16 protein-coding genes are annotated in these 17,982 nt (G+C 50.6%); 9 read left to right on the top strand and 7 right to left on the bottom strand.

Translation table 11 applies throughout. The features are described from left to right. Window positions 1–510 precede the first annotated feature (510 nt). From SPTER_RS00690 to SPTER_RS00675, 5 genes are all read left to right on the top strand, one after another. Window positions 511–954: a tripartite tricarboxylate transporter TctB family protein gene (locus SPTER_RS00690; RefSeq protein ID WP_144348598.1), complete on the top strand. Its 444-nt coding sequence runs from the start codon at window positions 511–513 to the stop codon at window positions 952–954. Between the two features lie 14 nt (window positions 955–968). Continuing rightward, window positions 969–2,480, top strand: coding sequence for a tripartite tricarboxylate transporter permease (locus SPTER_RS00685; protein ID WP_144348597.1), 1,512 nt, complete (start codon window positions 969–971; stop codon window positions 2,478–2,480). A 153-nt stretch (window positions 2,481–2,633) separates the two neighbouring features. Further along, window positions 2,634–3,617: a PdxA family dehydrogenase gene (locus tag SPTER_RS00680; protein WP_144348596.1), complete on the top strand. Its 984-nt coding sequence runs from the start codon at window positions 2,634–2,636 to the stop codon at window positions 3,615–3,617. A gap of 47 nt (window positions 3,618–3,664) precedes the next feature. Next, window positions 3,665–3,793, top strand: a complete 129-nt coding sequence (locus SPTER_RS25515) for a hypothetical protein (protein ID WP_281289484.1) — start codon at window positions 3,665–3,667, stop codon at window positions 3,791–3,793. A gap of 55 nt (window positions 3,794–3,848) precedes the next feature. Continuing rightward, window positions 3,849–4,238, top strand: coding sequence for a hypothetical protein (locus SPTER_RS00675; protein WP_144348595.1), 390 nt, complete (start codon window positions 3,849–3,851; stop codon window positions 4,236–4,238). A gap of 59 nt (window positions 4,239–4,297) precedes the next feature. On the opposite strand, the gene SPTER_RS00670 is transcribed toward SPTER_RS00675, so the two are convergent. From SPTER_RS00670 to SPTER_RS00650, 5 genes are all read right to left on the bottom strand, one after another. Then, a complete protein-coding gene (locus SPTER_RS00670) occupies window positions 4,298–5,050 on the bottom strand; it encodes an ATP-binding protein (protein ID WP_144348594.1) in 753 nt (250 codons plus the stop codon). A gap of 464 nt (window positions 5,051–5,514) precedes the next feature. After that, a complete protein-coding gene (locus SPTER_RS00665) occupies window positions 5,515–5,988 on the bottom strand; it encodes an acyl-CoA thioesterase (RefSeq protein WP_144348593.1) in 474 nt (157 codons plus the stop codon). 272 nt (window positions 5,989–6,260) lie between these two features. Further along, window positions 6,261–6,440, bottom strand: coding sequence for a hypothetical protein (locus tag SPTER_RS00660; RefSeq protein ID WP_211367378.1), 180 nt, complete (start codon window positions 6,438–6,440; stop codon window positions 6,261–6,263). Window positions 6,441–6,553: 113 nt separating this feature from the next. Continuing rightward, window positions 6,554–7,486: a glycosyltransferase family 2 protein gene (locus SPTER_RS00655; RefSeq protein ID WP_144348592.1), complete on the bottom strand. Its 933-nt coding sequence runs from the start codon at window positions 7,484–7,486 to the stop codon at window positions 6,554–6,556. Between the two features lie 24 nt (window positions 7,487–7,510). Then, window positions 7,511–9,049, bottom strand: a complete 1,539-nt coding sequence (locus SPTER_RS00650; RefSeq protein ID WP_170233080.1) for a glycosyltransferase family 39 protein — start codon at window positions 9,047–9,049, stop codon at window positions 7,511–7,513. A gap of 588 nt (window positions 9,050–9,637) precedes the next feature. Here SPTER_RS00650 and SPTER_RS00645 point away from each other — a divergent pair. The 4 genes from SPTER_RS00645 to SPTER_RS00630 all read left to right on the top strand — a co-directional run bounded on the left by SPTER_RS00645 (window position 9,638) and on the right by SPTER_RS00630 (window position 15,440). Continuing rightward, window positions 9,638–11,056: an aldehyde dehydrogenase family protein gene (locus tag SPTER_RS00645; protein ID WP_144348590.1), complete on the top strand. Its 1,419-nt coding sequence runs from the start codon at window positions 9,638–9,640 to the stop codon at window positions 11,054–11,056. Between the two features lie 39 nt (window positions 11,057–11,095). After that, entirely contained in the window at window positions 11,096–12,307 is a 1,212-nt protein-coding gene (locus tag SPTER_RS00640) for a PucR family transcriptional regulator (protein WP_144348589.1), read from the top strand. A 186-nt stretch (window positions 12,308–12,493) separates the two neighbouring features. Further along, complete coding sequence (gene gabT / locus SPTER_RS00635) at window positions 12,494–13,816, top strand: 4-aminobutyrate--2-oxoglutarate transaminase (RefSeq protein ID WP_144348588.1); 1,323 nt, start codon at window positions 12,494–12,496, stop codon at window positions 13,814–13,816. Window positions 13,817–14,030: 214 nt separating this feature from the next. Continuing rightward, on the top strand, window positions 14,031–15,440 hold the full coding sequence (locus SPTER_RS00630; protein WP_144348587.1) for an amino acid permease: 1,410 nt from the start codon (window positions 14,031–14,033) through the stop codon (window positions 15,438–15,440). A 93-nt stretch (window positions 15,441–15,533) separates the two neighbouring features. Here the strand turns inward: SPTER_RS00630 and SPTER_RS00625 are convergent, their stop codons facing one another. Then, window positions 15,534–17,003 carry a nicotinate phosphoribosyltransferase gene (locus SPTER_RS00625; RefSeq protein WP_246105428.1) on the bottom strand — a complete coding sequence of 490 codons (1,470 nt, stop codon included), beginning with the start codon at window positions 17,001–17,003 and terminating at the stop codon, window positions 15,534–15,536. Beyond that, entirely contained in the window at window positions 17,000–17,902 is a 903-nt protein-coding gene (locus tag SPTER_RS00620) for an NUDIX hydrolase (protein ID WP_144348585.1), read from the bottom strand. The genes SPTER_RS00625 and SPTER_RS00620 overlap by 4 nt, the downstream gene beginning before the upstream one ends. Window positions 17,903–17,982: the final 80 nt, after the last annotated feature.

The following is a 17,982-nucleotide window of genomic DNA, read 5'->3' as shown; positions in this document are numbered from 1 at the left end:
TCTGTTTTTTGTTTTGATTTACCCAAAGGAAGCGTCATAATACCCAACCGGCTGTAAGTTATCGGCATTTTGTTCCATTTCAACAGCTGCAGCTGCCAGAACAACTCTGAATATTGCTATAATTTCGATAAAAAATTTGCAAATCCTTGTCGATAATGCCCCAAGGACGCTGCCGGCATCAGTACGGCCCAGATTTTGCTTGCAACAAATAGAACAAATTGTTTCATTGAAACATAGAATTTTTTTTGAACAAACAGCCTTTGTATATTATTTGTCAAATAAGTCAGTATTTTCACGTTTTTCTTTTTTATTTTAACGCCGGCATAGTTTATGCATAAGAAATAATTATCACCGTATCAGTACGCGCCTATTCACCGGGAATATTCCCCTGAGAGCTGAAGGCTTATACAGCGGTTATAGCGGCGCTTGTCCGGCATTAGTACGCAAAGGGAGGTGAATAGGCACAATATTCATTGATATCAAAAAATAATTTACGAGGGGGAGAGGATTATGAGGATTGCTCTGAACGCGGATCGGGTAATAGCAATTATTTGTGGCCTTGTGGGAGGATTCTGGGCCTATGCCGGCTGGTTTAATTACGGCTTTTGGGTAAATAAAGGCCCCGGTCCGGGGTTTATTCCGGTGATTATCGGTCTGGCAACATGTGTTCTCGCTGCTGCACAAGCAGTAAATTATGATAAAGAGGCCGAGCCGGTAGACATAAAAGCGATACTGCCGATTGCCGCCATGATTGCTTTTGCCGGCTGTGTCAGTATCATCGGCTTTTTGGCTACCGTATTTTTGTTTATGGTCATCTGGCTGGTCACTCAGGGTTCGTATTCCCGTACTTTTTCCGTTTCTCTGGCCGCAATAACGACCGGACTCATCTGGGGAATTTTTGAATGCTGGCTGCAAGTGCCCTTTCCCGGCGGCCTGATAAAATCATTATTATAGAAAGGAGCTAGATTATGGAAGCAATATTTACGCATTTGCTAAACGGCTTTGCGCTCGCATTGACAGAAAACAATTTGCTGGCCGCCCTGGCCGGGGCCGTTATGGGTATGTTTGTCGGCGCTTTGCCCGGTATCGGTTCGGTGATGGGAGTTGCCCTGCTCCTGCCGCTGACTTTCAAAATGGATCCAACCACAGCGATTATTATGCTGGCCGCTTTATACTACTCAACCATGTATGCCGGATCATTTACGGCGATCTTAATCAACATCCCGGGCGATCCGCCGGCGGTAATGACCACCATGGACGGCTATCAGCTGACACTGAGGGGCAAGGCTGGCAAAGCACTGGCGGTGTCCAACTGGTCTTCTTTCGTCGCCGGCTTTATCGGTGTTGTCATCCTTACCTTTATGGGTCCCCTGCTGGCCAACGTGGGGCTGGCTTTTGGGCCGGCCGAAATGGCGTCGGTTATTTTGCTGGCAATTATGGCGATTGCCTGGCTGCTGGGCGACCAGCCCCGCAAAGGGCTGCTTTCCACCTGCACGGGAATTTTGCTGGCGACGGTGGGACTCGATTTAGCTGTCGCGATGCCCCGTTTTTCCTTCGGTGTAAATGAACTCTTAAGCGGCATTGACTTCATCCCCCTGGTTATCGGCCTGTTAGGGGTAAACGAAATTATCACCATGGCCCTGAATAAAAGCGGCTATCAGATGAAAACAACCGAAAGGCTGTCTTTGCGCAGCAACTATCTTAACTGGCAGGAAATTAAGCAAATCTTCCGGCCAACCATTGTCAGCAGCTTCATGGGAACTTTCGTCGGCTGTATTCCGGGCGCAGGCACGACAACCGCCTCTTTTTTAGCCTATATTTTCGAAAAACGTACCGGCAAGAATAAAGACAACATGGGCAAAGGAGCGCTGGAAGGGGTAGCCGCGCCGGAAGCGGCCAATAATGCGGCGGCGGCCGGGGCTTTTGCCCCCTTGCTGTCTTTGGGAATTCCCAGTTCGGGCACGGCAGCCATATTACTGGGCGGTTTGATGATGTGGGGCATTACGCCGGGACCACTGCTGTTCACCGACCACCCGGACCTGGCCTGGGGCCTGATTGCCTCCATGTACACCGGCAACGTCGTCTGTATGATCATCGCGGCCCTCAGCATTCCCCTGATGGTCCATGCGCTGCGGATTCCCCCCGCCATCCTGACCCCGATTATCATTGTAATCTGTATTGTGTCCGCCTACGCTGTCAATAACAGCCTGTTCGATATTTGGGTGATGATTGCCATCGGCATTGTCGGCTACTTCTTTAACCGCTACAAATACCCGGTCGCCCCGTTTCTCATGGCTTTTATCCTGACGCCCCGGCTGGAAACATCGCTGCGGCAGGCTTTTGACATCTCTAATGGCAATGCGATGATTTTTATTGAAAAACCAATTTCACTGGCATTTTTAGCTGCTATTTTCCTCTTCTTCGTTGTGCCCCCATGTTTCAAATTTGGCAAAACCTGCTTGATAAAAACAGACATGTAGCCTATAGCCGTATTAAGATCTGCCATACCGTAATCTGGCTATACAAAATATACGGGCTGGCTAACAGCAAAGAGACTGCAAGGACTGGTATCCGCTTACGGATCTCAGTCCCTGTTATTTAATACGAAACAGCTCATTGAGGAGGATAAAGCAATGAAACCGTTGTTAGGTATTTTATTAGGTGATGCAACAGGAATCGGGCCGGAGCTCGTTGCCAAGGTATGTAATACCGCTACGCTGCAAGCGTATTGCCGGCCGGTATTGATTGGCGATTTGCGGGTGCTGGCGCTGGGAAAAAAGATTGCCAAAGCAGACTTCCCGGTAGTTGTAATTGATGATATAGCTCAGGCCAGCTGGGCTGACGGCCTTCCTTTATTAGACCAAAGAAACCTTGATCCTGCTAATTTGATATTAGGGAAAATCAACAAGCTGTCCGGAAAAGTCACCGGCGATATGCTGGTTACCGCAATAAATTTACTACGCCGGGGCGATCTTGACGGCTTTGTTTATGCCCCGCTGCATAAAGCAGCGCTGCAATACGGGGGCTATGATTTCGAGGATGAGCAAAAACTATTTGCCCATTATCTGGACTGGCCTGGTCCGAGCAGCGAAATGAATGTCTTAAAGAATTTATGGACCTCACGGGTGACAAGCCATATTCCGCTGGCGCAGGTATGTGCCAGTCTAACCATTGACAGCATTTTGACAGCTATCCGCATAGCCCGGCAAACCCTGCAAAAGGCAGGCTGCCAGGAGCCGCGTATTGCTGTCGCCGCCGTAAACCCGCACGCGGGCGAGGAGGGCCTGTGCGGACGCCAGGAAATTGAGATCATCGCTCCGGCGGTCCGGCTGGCCCGGGCGGACGGCATAAACGCCCTGGGTCCCTATCCGTCGGATACCATTTTCATTAACGCTTTTAAGGGCCATTATGATGCGGTGGTTACTATGTTCCACGACCAGGGGCAGATTGCGCTGAAGCTGATGGGCTTCCAGTTTGGCGTGACGGTTGCTGCCGGTTTGCCATACGCCATTACGACCCCGGCCCATGGAACCGCCTTTGATATTGCCGGTCAGGGTATTGCCAATCCGGCGGCAACCGAACAAGCCGTAATGATTGCCGCCAAGCTGTCCGGCTGAGGCCAGTGCTGCTGCCCCGGCCGCTCTGGCTGCCAGGGTGAATGAGTATGGGAGAGGAAAAAATTAAAATTATGAAAATAAGTTTGCAAATCAAAACCATTGCTTTTTTCCTGCTGGTTGTCCTGGTCAATGCCATTGGGTTAGGAATCACCGGCTATCAAATCAGCGAAGTTTAATACCGCTACCCAGGCGGCTGAGGTTCGCGGTTTTATCACGGCCGGAACGCAGGAAATGCTCTTCAACTACCAACGGTTGAGTATTGAGAATACGAAACTGGAGGCAGACTTACTGGCCAGTGCCAAAACGGAGGCAGACAGAAAACTCATAGCTGAATTAAAAGAACTAGATGAACAATTTGATATCATTGCCGGCGAGAAAGTCATTCCTTTACGGCAGCTCCAGCAAGAAGAGGCAGCGGTACTGGCCGGCGGCAGCCAGCAAATCGTCGACTCGATACGCGCCATCGACAAAGTCAGCCAAGCTGCCGCCGGCCATACCCAGACTGTCTCGGCCGCCACGGAAGAGCAATCGGCCTCTATGGAAGAAATCGCCGCTGCCAGCGCAGCCCTGGCCAAAATGGCGCAGGAATTGCAAAATGCCATCCAGCGATTCCGCTTGTAAACATGCAACAGGGGCGGTTTCAGTAAATTGCCAAATAACTATTGCAGCGGTTAACTGCGTCAAACACCGGCTTTTTGCAGGATGTCCTTAACCGCTATGACCGACAGCGAGTCATCAGGCAACTCAACTAATGGTTTGCCGGCCGCATCAAAGGCAACGGCCTGTTCATCATAGGGAATCGTACCGATTAGAGGTAAACCGGTTTTGGCGATTTCCGCTTTGAGGCCGTCAATGCCTGCGGCGCCGGTTTTGGTTATGATCAGGTGCACTTCCGGGATTGTGATTTTCAATACCCGGATAAGCTCAGCTACCTTGGCCGCCGAACGGATACTGCGGACCGAGGTGTCGCTGATGATGAACAGCATATCAATATCGGCAACAATCCGCCGGCTTAAATGCTCCATGCCCGCCTCGTTGTCAATGATAACATATTCATAGTTTTTCTGGAGCCGTTCCAGATACATCCTGATTAGATTATTGGGATAGCAGTAACAGCCATTTTGCTGGGGCAGCCCCATCAGAATAAGGTCCATCCCTTTTGCTTCCTGAATGACCTGGCTTAAGCGGAATTCGGTGTAGGAATCCTTCCCCATGCCATCGGGGATATCCTCGCCGATTCTGACTTCCTCCAGGATATTGGCGATAGAATCGTTTATCTCCAGCCCCAGCGCCTCGTTTAAATTCGAGTTGGGGTCGGCGTCAACCGCTAAAATCATGCCCTTTTCCTGCCGGATCAATTCTTTAATCAGCAAGGCAGTGAATGTTGTTTTGCCAACGCCACCCTTGCCGGCTACAGCTATCTTCTTGATCATTTAAAGTCCCCCCATAAAAAAAACGTTCTCTTTCTACAAACAAAGATATCCTGACAGATGTATCCGGCAGTTCAGCTTAGGAACATGCCTAACTATTCTGCCTTTTGTGTTTGCATTCATTATAGCAAAATTGCCTGTTGAATATCAACTTTTCCGCATCACTGAGCATTCCAGGCCAACAATAAGGATGGCAGCAGAAAAAATGACAATTTTGCCAAGCATACTGAGAGGCTGTAAAAATTAGATCAAACCATTGCTGACCGGTTGGAGAACAAGCGGCCGTATTCCAGTGTACATTGGAATACGGCCGTTATTTACTTAGGGGTATGTAAGGATGGTAAGCCAGCACGGGCAAAATTTTTAACGGCCGGCAGCGCAGCCAGCCAAAGAGGCCCCCTGGCCGGTTCGACTATTTTACTTTTCACGCAGATTTTAGGCGTGCAATATACTCCGGGCCCGGCCAGCTAACTGGTCGGTGCCTGTTTCTTGGTTTTGCCGGCCTCATATCTGCGTTTCCCCTCTTCAAAAGCAGCTTTTTCTTCCGCCGTATCCAGTATCAGTTCCGGGACAAGATTGGGTCTTCCTTTTTTATCCAGTGACACCATGGTAAAAAATGCCGACAGCGCCTTTTTCCGGTCTTCGCACTCCAAATCCTCAACCTCAACGGTGACCGCCACCTCCATTGAGGATTTACCGGCAAACACCACCTGCCCTGTGCAGATCACCAGATCGCCGATAAAAATCGGCAGATGGAATTCCAGCTCGTCCACCCGGGCGGTAACCACGTTGGAACGGGCATACCGTCTGGCAGCGGCATAGGCGGTGGAGTCCATTAGCTTCATAATCTCGCCGCCATGGATATTGCCGGCGACATTGGCCTGGCTGGGCATCATAACCTCACTGATAACCAACCGCGAATCAGACGATGATTTTTTCATATTCACTACGCTCCTTCTTAATAACTGCCAAAATTTTTGCATCCCTTGTATCATTGTATGCTGATAAGAAAAAAGCCCTCTAACGACTATTATACTATTATATCCTAAAAATTGATCCTGCTTCTAATTAAATTAATGCCCATTAGGGCCAAACACGGAAACCTTGTTTGTGAGAAACTCGGGGACAGGGACTTTGTTTCAGGCTCCCGCTCCGGCCAAATGCTGGATAGGAAGCCGCCTGATTTACAGAGTTGATTGCCAGCCTGTCAGTGTTAGAAGTTGGTCTTCTTCCTGATAAAATATAGGGGCCGGCGCTTGGACTCATTATAGATCCTGCCGATATATTCGCCAATGATCCCCAAGGTCATCAGCTGAGTGCCGCCAAAGAAGAATATTGCCACCATTGTGGAGGGATAACCTGGTACCGGATCGCCAAACAGCCAGGTTTTCACGATAATATAGCTGAGAAACTCGGGGACAGGGACTTTGTTTCAGGCTCCCGCTCCGGCCAAATGCTGGATAGGAAGCCGCCTGATTTACAGAGTTGATTGCCAGCCTGTCAGTGTTAGAAGTTGGTCTTCTTCCTGATAAAATATAGGGGCCGGCGCTTGGACTCATTATAGATCCTGCCGATATATTCGCCAATGATCCCCAAGGTCATCAGCTGAGTGCCGCCAAAGAAGAATATTGCCACCATTGTGGAGGGATAACCTGGTACCGGATCGCCAAACAGCCAGGTTTTCACGATAATATAGCTGATATACACACCGGAAAACAACGCTGTCAGAAAGCCAACATAGGTTGCCAGCTGCAATGGAACAAAGGAGAAAGAGGTAATCCCCTCCAAGGCAAAATTCCAGAGTTTCCAGTAGTTGAAACTGGTTGTTCCCTTATGGCGGCGGTTCCGGAGGTAGGGAATGCTGGTCTGCCTGAACCCTACCCAGCTAAACAGCCCTTTCATAAACCGGTGGTATTCGTTACACTGGTTGACGGCCTCCACCACCTGCCTGGTCATGAGCCGGAAATCGCCGGTATCGGGCGGTATGTCCACTTTGGCAAGGCGGTGCATGACCCGGTAAAACAGGAAGGCGGTCACTTTCCGGAGACTGCTTTCGCCTTCCCGGACCAGCCTGGTAGCGTAAACAACATCATAGCCTTCGTGCCATTTTTTTATTAAAGCGGGGATTAGTTCCGGCGGGTCCTGCAGATCAGCATCAATGGGGATGACGGCGTCGCCCTTTGCTTCACAGATGCCGGCAGTCAGGGCGATTTCCTTGCCGAAATTGCGGGACAGTTCAATTACCTTGAGCTGCCTGTCCCGCCCGGCCAGCAGCTCAATTTTTTCCAGTGTATTATCCGTGCTGCCGTCATTGACACATATGATTTCATAGTCATAAGCGGGTAACCCGCTCATTACCTCCGATATTTTTTGATAAAAAAAGTCTATGTTCTGGCTTTCATTATACATGGGCACAACAATGGAAATTAAGGGTTTCATTCGTCAGCCTCCTTGGCATCTGTATTACTCCTTGGCAGGCAATGGCGGCACCGGCCCCGGTTCTTTTTGCAGCAGTGATCCGACAAATACAAAGCCTTTGTGACTTAAATAGGGCATATCGTAAATACGGGCAAAATCAATAACCGTAAACAGGGGTTCGCTTTTGCCCAAATGGCCGTACAACAGCTGGGAATTGGCGCTTTCGATCAGCCAAATCCGCCCTTTGTAGTCTGCCAGGACGTTTAAATCATAGATAAGTCTAAGCTCCGGCTGGAAGGGATTGGGTTTGGAGTCTTCCTGCCCGCCTGGCAAAAACACATAGTGCTGATGGTCAGGAAAGGCAACCATATAGATCCCCGCCGGGTGAATGTCGGTGTACAAAAAGATATCGTCAGGGTTGAGGCTGTAAGTAATATCAGCCCGCAAGGCATTGTTCCGGGGGCTGTAAATTTTATCGTAATGCAAATAAAAGTTAACGGAGGAAGCAATAAAAATCGCCGTGCATAAGGCAACAGCCACTCTCTGCCGCCTGACGGCCGCCAGCCCGCAAGCCAGGGCAATGAATAAAAAGCCCGAATTCGGCATTAAATACCGGGTGATAAAAATTGGCTTCACCTGGGATAACAGCAGGGCCAAACCAATCACGGCCAGATAAACAGCCAGGCTGATAAGCGCCAGCCCGGCATATTGCCGGTTCTGCGTAAGAGCCGTGTACAGCCCCCAGCCGCAGACAGCCAGCCAGCCAAAACTCAGCAGCTTGACGGCAATGCCCGGCAAATTTTCCGCAAAATAGAATACTAGCAGATCCCGCAGCAGGTGCTGATAATTGATGACAATCCAGTATTCTTTGGTCACCGAAACTACCTGGCTGATTAATACCAGCAGCCACGGCAGATAGAGAATCACCTGCGCCAGAATCGTCAAAAGACAGGGTTTCAGCAAATATCTTTTCCTGGCAAATGCAGTGGTTAATAGGCTCAGATTAATGAAAAAAGCGCCAAGCAGGGCATAGTTATGGGTATAGGCGCTGCACAGCGAAAAAACGGCAAACAGTACCCAATGCTGCCGCTGGTTTTGCCGGTAGGCCAGATAAGCGTATATTCCGGCACTGGTAGTAAAAAACATGGCCCAGGAATACATTCTGGCTTCTCCTGAATACTCCAGCATTACCGGCAAGAATACCGCAAAAAAGGTATAGTAGAAGCCGGCTGCGTTCCCGCAGATCCTGCGGATATGAAAAAAACCCAGCAGCAGGAATAACATCATCCCGGCTGCCGACACCAGCCGGTAGACTACGATGTCCTGCCCCCAGATTAACGAAGCCAGCTTAACAAGCATATAATACAAAGGCGGATGGACATCCCGGGCTGTGATTTCACAAATTCTAAAAAAATCATGCCTGATCATGGCCACTGTATACGCCTCATCAAACCACATTTCCTTATAAAAGGCACAGGAGACGAAAAATACAAGCCCTGCGAGCAACAGCCCTGCATAGCCTAGCTGCCAGTACCGGTCTGACCTATTTGTTAATGTAAACAAATTACAATAATTATTTTGCATAAAATTTGCTAACATCCTCTCCTGTCATTAATATCACCGTTACCGTCATCTTCCATACGAAACTAATAACCGTAATAAATCCGGCTGCTATTAGCATAATTCTCCATGCCGGCGGTAAAGCCCTCCCCTTCTGAAAATAAAACAGGGGGACAAAATAAAACAGGGGGACAGGGAATTTGTTTTGTTATGAGCAATGATAATGAGTGCCGCCGTCCTAAGGCTGAAGCGGCCGGCGTACTGTATCCAGATGATTATTGCCGCTGTGCTTTGATCTGTTCTAATATCCCGCTCTCTTGCCAATATCTTTGGCAGCTTTTTTGGCGGCCGCGCCGGCGCGGCCTGTATCTGCCAGCCGTTTTTGCCGGAGATGTATTGTAAACAATGCATAAATCCAATGAAATAAATTGTGAATATCTCACAATGCCTGTGTATTGACTGGCTATAGAAAGTTTGTTATTCTGAGAATAGTCATCCCATTCCGGTTAGGAATGCTTAGTCAATGAAGACTGGAATGTAATGCGCCGCCGGCATTACATTCCAGTCTTCATTGCTATACGGCAACTCAGTCATCACTAAGGAGGTACGTTCATGCAGGAATATGGTTTATTCATCGATGGAGTCTGGAGTACAACCGGGGAAAAAATCAGTGTTCTCAATAAAGCCACAGGTGAGGAAATTGCCCGGATTTCCGCCGCCGGCGCCGCCGAGGTAACAAAGGCGGTTGATGCGGCTGAACAAGCGTTTAAAACAGGTAAACTGGAGCCGTACCGGCGCTATGAGATATTGCTGAAAGCCAGCCGGCTGCTCAGGCAAAACCAGACAAAAATGGCTGAATTTCTTACCCAGGAGGTCGGCAAGCCGATCAAGGAAGCCCTGGCCGAGGTGGCCCGGGCGGAACAGACGCTGATTCTGTCGGCGGAAGAAGCCAAACGCCTGACCGGCGAGATGGTACCGCTGGCCGGGGCGCCGGGCTGTGAAAACCGCTGGGCTTTTACCCTGCGGCAGCCGGTGGGCATTGTTTGTGCCATTACGCCCTTCAACTTCCCGCTCAATCTGGCCTGCCATAAGCTGGGCCCGGCCATAGCCGCGGGCAATACGGTCGTGTACAAACCAGCGACGGCAACTCCCTTATCGGCGGTATTGCTGTGCGAGATCTTTGCCGAGGCCGGCTTACCGGCCGGCCACCTGAATCTGCTAACAGGCGCAGGCGGCAAACTGGGACAACTATTGACCGCGGAGGAACGGATCGGCTTTTACAGCTTTACCGGCAGTCCCGCGGTCGGCAAAGATTTACTCAGGAATGCCGGCTTCCGGCGGGTAGCCCTTGAATTAGGCTCTAACTCGGCTAATATTGTCCACAACGATACCGACATTCCGGCCGCGGCCGGGCTGTGTGCCCAATATGCCTTCGCCAATGCCGGCCAGGTGTGCATATCCTGCCAGCGGGTATATGTGCAGCGCCGTGTATATAGTGAATTCTGCGACCAGGCAGTAGCCTATACCCGGAAGCTGGTTATGGGTGACCCGCTTGATCCCGCCACTGACATCGGCCCCATGATCAGCGGGCAGGAGGCCGCCCGGGCAGAAACCTGGGTGCAGGCGGCCGTGGCCCGGGGAGCCCGGTTGCTGACAGGCGGCAACCGGCGCGGGGCCTGGTTTGAGCCAACCATTCTGACCGATGTGGACGCCACTATGAGTATTGTCTGCCAGGAGGCCTTCGCCCCTGTTTTCTCGATCATCCCTTATGATACTATTGAAGAGGCGATTGCCATGGTCAATGATTCTGTCTACGGCTTGCAGGCCGGGGTGTTTACCGGTTCATTGGAGATTGCCCGCTTATGTGCCCTGAAGCTGGAGACAGGCGGGGTTATCATCAATGACGGCGCCACCTTCCGCACAGATAACATGCCTTACGGCGGCATCAAAGAAAGTGGCATTGGCCGTGAGGGCCCCCAGTATGCGGTAAAAGAAATGACTGAGGAAAAACTGGTTGTCTTTAAATTTTAGCATATAAAGCCACGTCAAACCGGGAGGAGGCTGCCAGCTATGATCAGCTGCCAGGAACTGTTTACATTGCCTTCCCTAAAAAAACTGACCCTTGTTGCCGGCAAAGCAGGCTTAGACCGCCGGCTACGGTGGGTGCATTTTATCGATTTGCCTGATGTTATTCCCTGGGTGCAGGGCGGCGAGCTGCTGATCATCACCGGCATCGGTTTAAACGGGGATGTACATAAGCTGCAAGCGATCGTGCGCGGCATTATCAAAAAAAAGCTGGCCGGGCTGATTGTAAATGTCGGTCCTTATATCCAAACAGTGCCGCCTGAGGTTATCAGTCTGGCCGATCAGGCAAAATTCCCGGTTTTTGAGCTGCCCTGGGAGGTAAAGCTGGTCGAGGTCACCGGCGACATCTGCCGGCATATTATTATGAAACAAACTGAGGAACGGTCAATCAGCGATTTTCTGGAGCAATTATTGTTTCAGCCCTCCTCTGATCCGGACGTCATCAGCCATCGGGCCGCTTATTATGGCTATGATCTAACCCAACCCCATCAGGTAGCCATTATCAGCCCGGTCCGCTTGCTGGAGTTTGTGCAAAGTCAGAAAACCAAAGCCGAAAAAGACCTGGTTGCCCTCAAGATCCGTTTTGAGCAAATTGTCCGTGATGTGACGGCAATATGCCCGCAAAAGATTCTGTCCCTGCTGCGGGTCGATGATATTATCCTGCTGATGCCCTGTGAGGACAAAACCGGCGGCACCTGTTCGAATACTGAGTTACTGTCGGCAATACTGGCACAGCTTGCCGTAAAAATACCGGGGTTAGCAGTTGTCGCCGGTGTCGGCGGCCGGTTTGAGCAATTGCCTGATGCCAGAGGCAGTTATCTCCAGGCGGTCAAGGTCCTGCGTTTTTCTGCCCGGCAGCCGGCCGCCAGACAGATCCACGTCTACGAGCAGCTAGGCATCTATAAGCTGCTGTTTGAAATGGACCCCGGCAAACTGGCTGCCTATCACCAGGAGGTCATTGAACCGCTGCTGGCCTATGATGCCAAACAGCAGATGGAGCTGGTGGACACTCTGTTTGTGTATTTTGAGGAGAACGGCAATGCGGTGAAGACGGCGAAGCGTCTGTTTGTCCACCGCAATACCCTGGATTACAGGCTAAAGAAAATCGAGGAAATCTCGGGCAGAAATTTATCTGATCCCTATGATCGCCTGACGTTGCAGTTAGGCGTTATTGTTGGCCGGCAGCTGGAGCTATAACGATCTCACAATGCCGGCCGGTATAGCTTGTGATATGCTCACATAGACGCACTTCCATGCATCTGTTACTATGTGATTATAAACAAACGCTGAATTATTCATTTGGCAAAGGCGCTGAATGTATATATCACAGGATATATATACTCAGCGTTTTTTTGATGATTCAGGCCAGGGAGGCACATGACGATGAGTAATACGCAAGGTAAATCAGCCGCACTGATACAAAGAAAAAATAATGCCGTTCCCCGGGGAATTGCCAATTCCACCGGTGTGTTTGTGGAAAAAGCCGACGGTGTTGTCATTACTGACGTGGACGGCCGGGAGTATCTCGATTTCTATGCCGGTGTCGGGGTGCTTAATGTGGGTCACTGTCCTAAGCCGGTGGTCGAGGCAATTAAGGACCAGGCAGACAAACTGCTCCATTCCTTTTTTGCCATTGCCATGTATGAACCTTATGTGGCACTGGCCGAAAAACTGAATGCGCTGATGCCTGGTTCCGGTCCCAGAAAAACAATGTTTGCCAACAGCGGCGCGGAAGCGGTCGAGAATGCCGTTAAGATTGCCCGCCATGCAACCAGGCGAACAGGCATTATCGCTTTTGAGGCGGCTTTTCACGGACGGACCTTTATGACCATGAGCCTTACCAGTAAGGTAAAGCCGTATAAATATGGCTTTGGCCCGTTGGCGCCCGAGATTTATAAGGTCCCTTCCGCCTACTGCTACCGCTGTCATTATTGTTCCGCCTATCCGGCCTGCGGCCTGCACTGCCTGGAAAACTTCGAACGGTTTTTTACCGCGGAAATTGACGCCGAACATATTGCGGCCATGATTATCGAACCGGTCCAGGGAGAAGGCGGCTTTATCGTGCCGCCGCCGGAATTTTTGCCAGGGCTTAAGGCCATTTGCGAGCAGAAGGGTATCTTGTTTGTTGCCGACGAGGTGCAAACCGGTTTTGGCCGTACAGGCAAAATGTTTGCGGTGGAAAACTGGGGGGTCGAGCCGGACATCATGACTACGGCCAAATCAATTGCTGCCGGCGTTCCGCTAAGTGCGGTCACAGGCAAGGCTGAGTATATGGATGCACCCGAGGCCGGCAATATCGGCGGCACCTATGGCGGCAGCCCGCTGGCCTGTGTGGCCGGCCTGGAGACAATCAGGTATATTGAGGACTACCAGCTGTGCAGCCGGGCCGATGCCATTGGCCGCACCACGATGACCAGACTGAAAATCCTGCAGGAACAGTGTCCGGTCATTGGCGATATCAGGGGACTTGGGGCCATGATCGGTATTGAGCTGGTTACAGACAGGAATACCAAAGAACCGGCCAAAGAGCTGACGTCAAAGGTAGTAAAATACTGTTTAGACCAGGGGGTCATATTGATCAGTGCCGGTATTTTCAGCAACGTAATCCGCCTGTTGATACCACTGGTAGTGACGGATGAACAGCTGGACCGGGGGCTGACAGTGCTGGAGCAGAGTATCCTGCGGGCAGCAGCCGAAGCCTGTTAAAACAAGATAATTGCAAGCAAAGGCGCTTGCCGGCAACCAGAAGGTTGCCGGCCGGCGCTTTTTTACATGCTCGGAAAGTATATCGGTTTCCGCCGACGTCCCTGAGAGGCTTGGCACAAGCCAATCTTTTCTTATCTTGGCCTGCTGCCGGCGTCCTCAAGTGGACCTGGCATAAGCCAGGGTTTTTCTGTAGCTACAAAAGGAGGCAAGGCAAATGAAAGCAAATACGCTCGACCTGGCAAAAGAAAATCTCAAAAAGGATCTCAAAGACCGGCATATACAGTTGATCGCCATCGGGGGCGTGATCGGCGTTGCCCTGTTTATGGGTTCCGCCCAGGCCAGCAGACTGGCCGGCCCGGCGCTCACGCTGGCCTACGCGATTGGCGGGGTTGTCATGTACTTTGTGCTGCGGGCCCTGGGCGAGGTTGCTGTGGAAAACCCGGTAGCCTCATCCTTTGCCGGCTACGCCCGGGTTTTCTGCGGCCCCCTGGTTTCCTTCATTACCGGCTGGAATTACTGGTACCAATGGGTTGTTCTGGCTATGTGCGAGATCTCGGCGGTCAGTATGTATATGAAATATTGGGCGCCGGACCTTGAGCAATGGATTCCGGCCCTTGTCTGTCTGGGTGTTATCATGGCCGTCAACCTCATTGCCGTTAAATACTATGGGGAGTTTGAATTTTGGTTTGCTTTGATTAAGGTGGTTACGATTCTTGCCATGCTGGCAGTCGGTTTTGCGATGATACTGTTCGGGTTTGGCAACGGCGGTGTGGCGATCGGGTTCTCCAATCTCTGGGCTCATGGCGGGTTTATGCCCTTTGGCTGGACCGGGGTGGCCATGGCCCTGGTCATGGTCGTATTTGCCTATTCCGGGGTCGAGCTAATCGGCATTACCGCCGGTGAGGCGGTTGATCCCGAGCGCTCTCTCAAATCAGCGATTGACAAGGTCTTCTGGCGGGTCTTGATTTTCTATGTCGGCTCGATGGTGGCGATCTTAGCCATATTCCCCTATGAAACCCTGCCCTCAGGGGTCAGCCCGTTTGTCCTGATCTTCGAGAAAGCAGGTATTCCTTATTCGGCCTCTATCATCAACCTGGTTATTCTGTCTTCGGCCGCCTCCTGCCTTAACAGCTGCATTTATGTCTGCGGCCGGATGCTCTATGGCCTGGCGCTCCGGCATGAGGCCCCGGCCTTTCTGGGCAAGCTGTCGGCCAGCCAGATACCGGCCAATGGGATTCTATTTTCCGGTGCGGTTTGTCTGATCGGCGTTTATTTAAATTACCTCTCTCCTGACAATGTATTCTATTACATGTCGGCGATTACAACAACAGGCTGCATGTGGACCTGGTCGCTGATTATGTATATTCAGTATAAATGGCGAAAAAACCTGACAAGTGAGCAGCTTGCCAGGCTGAAATATCCGATGCCCTGTTATCCGTATGCTAATTATGTTGTTGGCGCGTTTATGCTGGCGGTAACCCTCGGCATGGGCTACGACCAGGATAATCTGGTAGCCTTGTATGTGGCCCCGGCCTGGTACGCTTCCCTGTATATTCTTTACCGGTTATTCAAAATCGGGGAAGCCCAGCAAAAAGCGGATCTGAATATCCGCACCGAGTGGTAAGCAGCTGCATAAACAGGATGAGGCCGGGAGGTTGCTCCCGGCCTCATCTGTCATTGACCGCTCTGCCTGGGCAATGCTATAAGGAAGGTACTGCTACTTGACCGAACAATCGACAAGCAGCTTTTCCCGGACATCCCATAAGGCCTGGGATAAGTCGACGTAATAGTTATGGGGATTTTCAAAGCGCAGCACCTCGTCCCACAGGGTTTCAATCTGCTGCCGGCAATAGTTCTGAATTGTTTTTAAGTCAGGATTTTTATACACACAGGTCCCTTTATCAAAGATCTGAATCAACAGTTTTTTAGCGAAGAAGCCGGTGACTGTCTTACGCTTCCAGGTATGTACGGGATCAAATATTACATAAGTCTCATCAATCGTCTCGTCAGCGAGGGTTATGACATCGGCAATAGCTTTGCCGCTGCCCTGTTCAAACAACCGCCACAATTGCTTGCGGCCGGGAAGGGTAATTTTTTCGACATTCTCACTGAGTTTTATTTTAGGAATAACTTGTCCATTGTCTTCAATGGCAACAAGCTTATACACGCCGCCGAAAACAGGTTCGGATTTGGAGGTAATGAGACGTTCGCCGACACCAAATGAATCCACTTCGGCCCCTTGTACGAGAATATCGCGAATAATATACTCATCCAGCGAGTTGGAGACCAGGATCTTACAGTCGGGGAAGCCGGCATCATCCAGCATCTTCCGGGCTTTTTTCGACAGATAGGCAATGTCGCCGCTGTCAATCCGGATGCCTTTGGGACGGAACCCCCGGGTGACCACCTCTTCGTTAAATACCTGAATGGCATTGGGGATACCGGATTTCAGCACATTATAGGTGTCGACCAGCAGCAGGCAGTTTTCGGGATAGGTCCGGGCATAAGCCCGGAAGGCGTCGATTTCGTGATCAAAGGTCTGCACCCAGCTGTGAGCCATAGTCCCCACAGCCGGTATGGCAAAGTCCCGTTCGGCGATTGTGCAGGCCGAGCCGGCGCAGCCACCAATAAAAGCCGCCCGCGCCCCAAACATGGCCCCGTCATACCCCTGGGCCCGCCTTGAGCCAAACTCCACAACCGCCCGGCCCTGGGCAGCGCGTACAATCCGGTTGGCCTTGGTCGCAATCAGGCTCTGGTGATTGATTGTCAGCAAGATCATGGTTTCCACCAATTGGGCTTCAATAATCGGCCCTCGCACGGTAACGATCGGCTCATTGGGGAAAATCGGCGTGCCCTCAGGCACGGCCCAAACGTCGCAGCTAAACCGGAAATGCCGGAGATAGTTCAGAAACTCCTCATTAAACAGATTTTTCTTGCTCAGAAACTCGATGTCGGCGTCAGTAAAGCTTAGTTCCTGCAGATAAAGGATCAATTGCTCGACCCCGGCCATTACGGCAAAGCCGCCGCCATCGGGAACTCTGCGGAAAAACATATCAAAATAGGCGATTTTGTCTTGTAACTTGTTTTGAAAATACCCGTTGCCCATCGTAATCTCATAGAAGTCAGTCAGCATCGTCAGGTTCATTCTTTTCCCGTCTGCGTCCCCCATGCCCTCTTCCCCTCTCATTCGATAATCTTCATCCATTTGGGGTTAAACTTAAATAACTTAGAAGGCCGGTGCCCGGCATCCCTGGTATATTCGTCTGTTTCAACCACCATGTCGGCGATCTTTCTTCTAAAATTTGCCTTCAGCAGCTCCGTATCAAGAATGACTTCATAAACCTGTTGCAGTTTCGTCAGTGTAAACCGTTCCGGCATCAGATTAAAAGCAATATCGGTATACTCAATCTTGTTGCGCAGCCTTTGGATACCATACTCAATAATTTTTGCATGGTCGAAAGCAATACCGCTGGATTCGACAATCTCTCTTGTTACCGTCGTTACTTTAGTCTCTACCTTTTTTACTGTTTTTATTGTAGCGGCAAGCTGCTGATCAGCCTGAGACAGCGTCAGATGGAATAGCTGCTGTAAAATATAACCTGTGGGCGTAACTGTTTTTTGTTCCTGATATAGTTTGCAGCCAACCGTAAACCAGGCCGCATCGGCCACTTGCCGGCTGGCCTCAATTTGCAGGCTGGCATGATCGACAAGCGCCATATAAGAAGCGCAGATAACCCTGGTACGGGGATCTCTGGCCACATCCCCCCAGGTATACAGTTGTTCCATGTAGATGTCGCCGATATTGGTTTCCTCTTTCAGCTTTCGTCTTGCCGCCTCATCAATACTTTCCCCCAGCTGCACAAAACCGCCGGGCAGCGCCCACTGATGTTTATAGGGGTGATTGCTCCGCCGGATCAGCAATAACCGCAATGATTTTTCCGGTAACCGCCGGTAATTCTTTTCCTCCTCTTCTGTTACAGTAAAAATCAGCATATCCACCGTAACTGACAGGCGGTCATACTGGCTGGCGTCATAGCTTGCCAGGAATTGTTCTTCCGTAAGGCCCTGCTTATTGGTCTCACTCATCAACCATTCACCTTTGCCTGTTAATATTATCTAAATGTTAATATCATTTTAATAATATCTATTTACTCTGTCAAGTAAAG

Source organism: Sporomusa termitida (genome assembly GCF_007641255.1).
Classification (GTDB): domain Bacteria; phylum Bacillota; class Negativicutes; order Sporomusales; family Sporomusaceae; genus Sporomusa; species Sporomusa termitida.
This window is presented reverse-complemented; position numbering and strand designations above follow the sequence as displayed.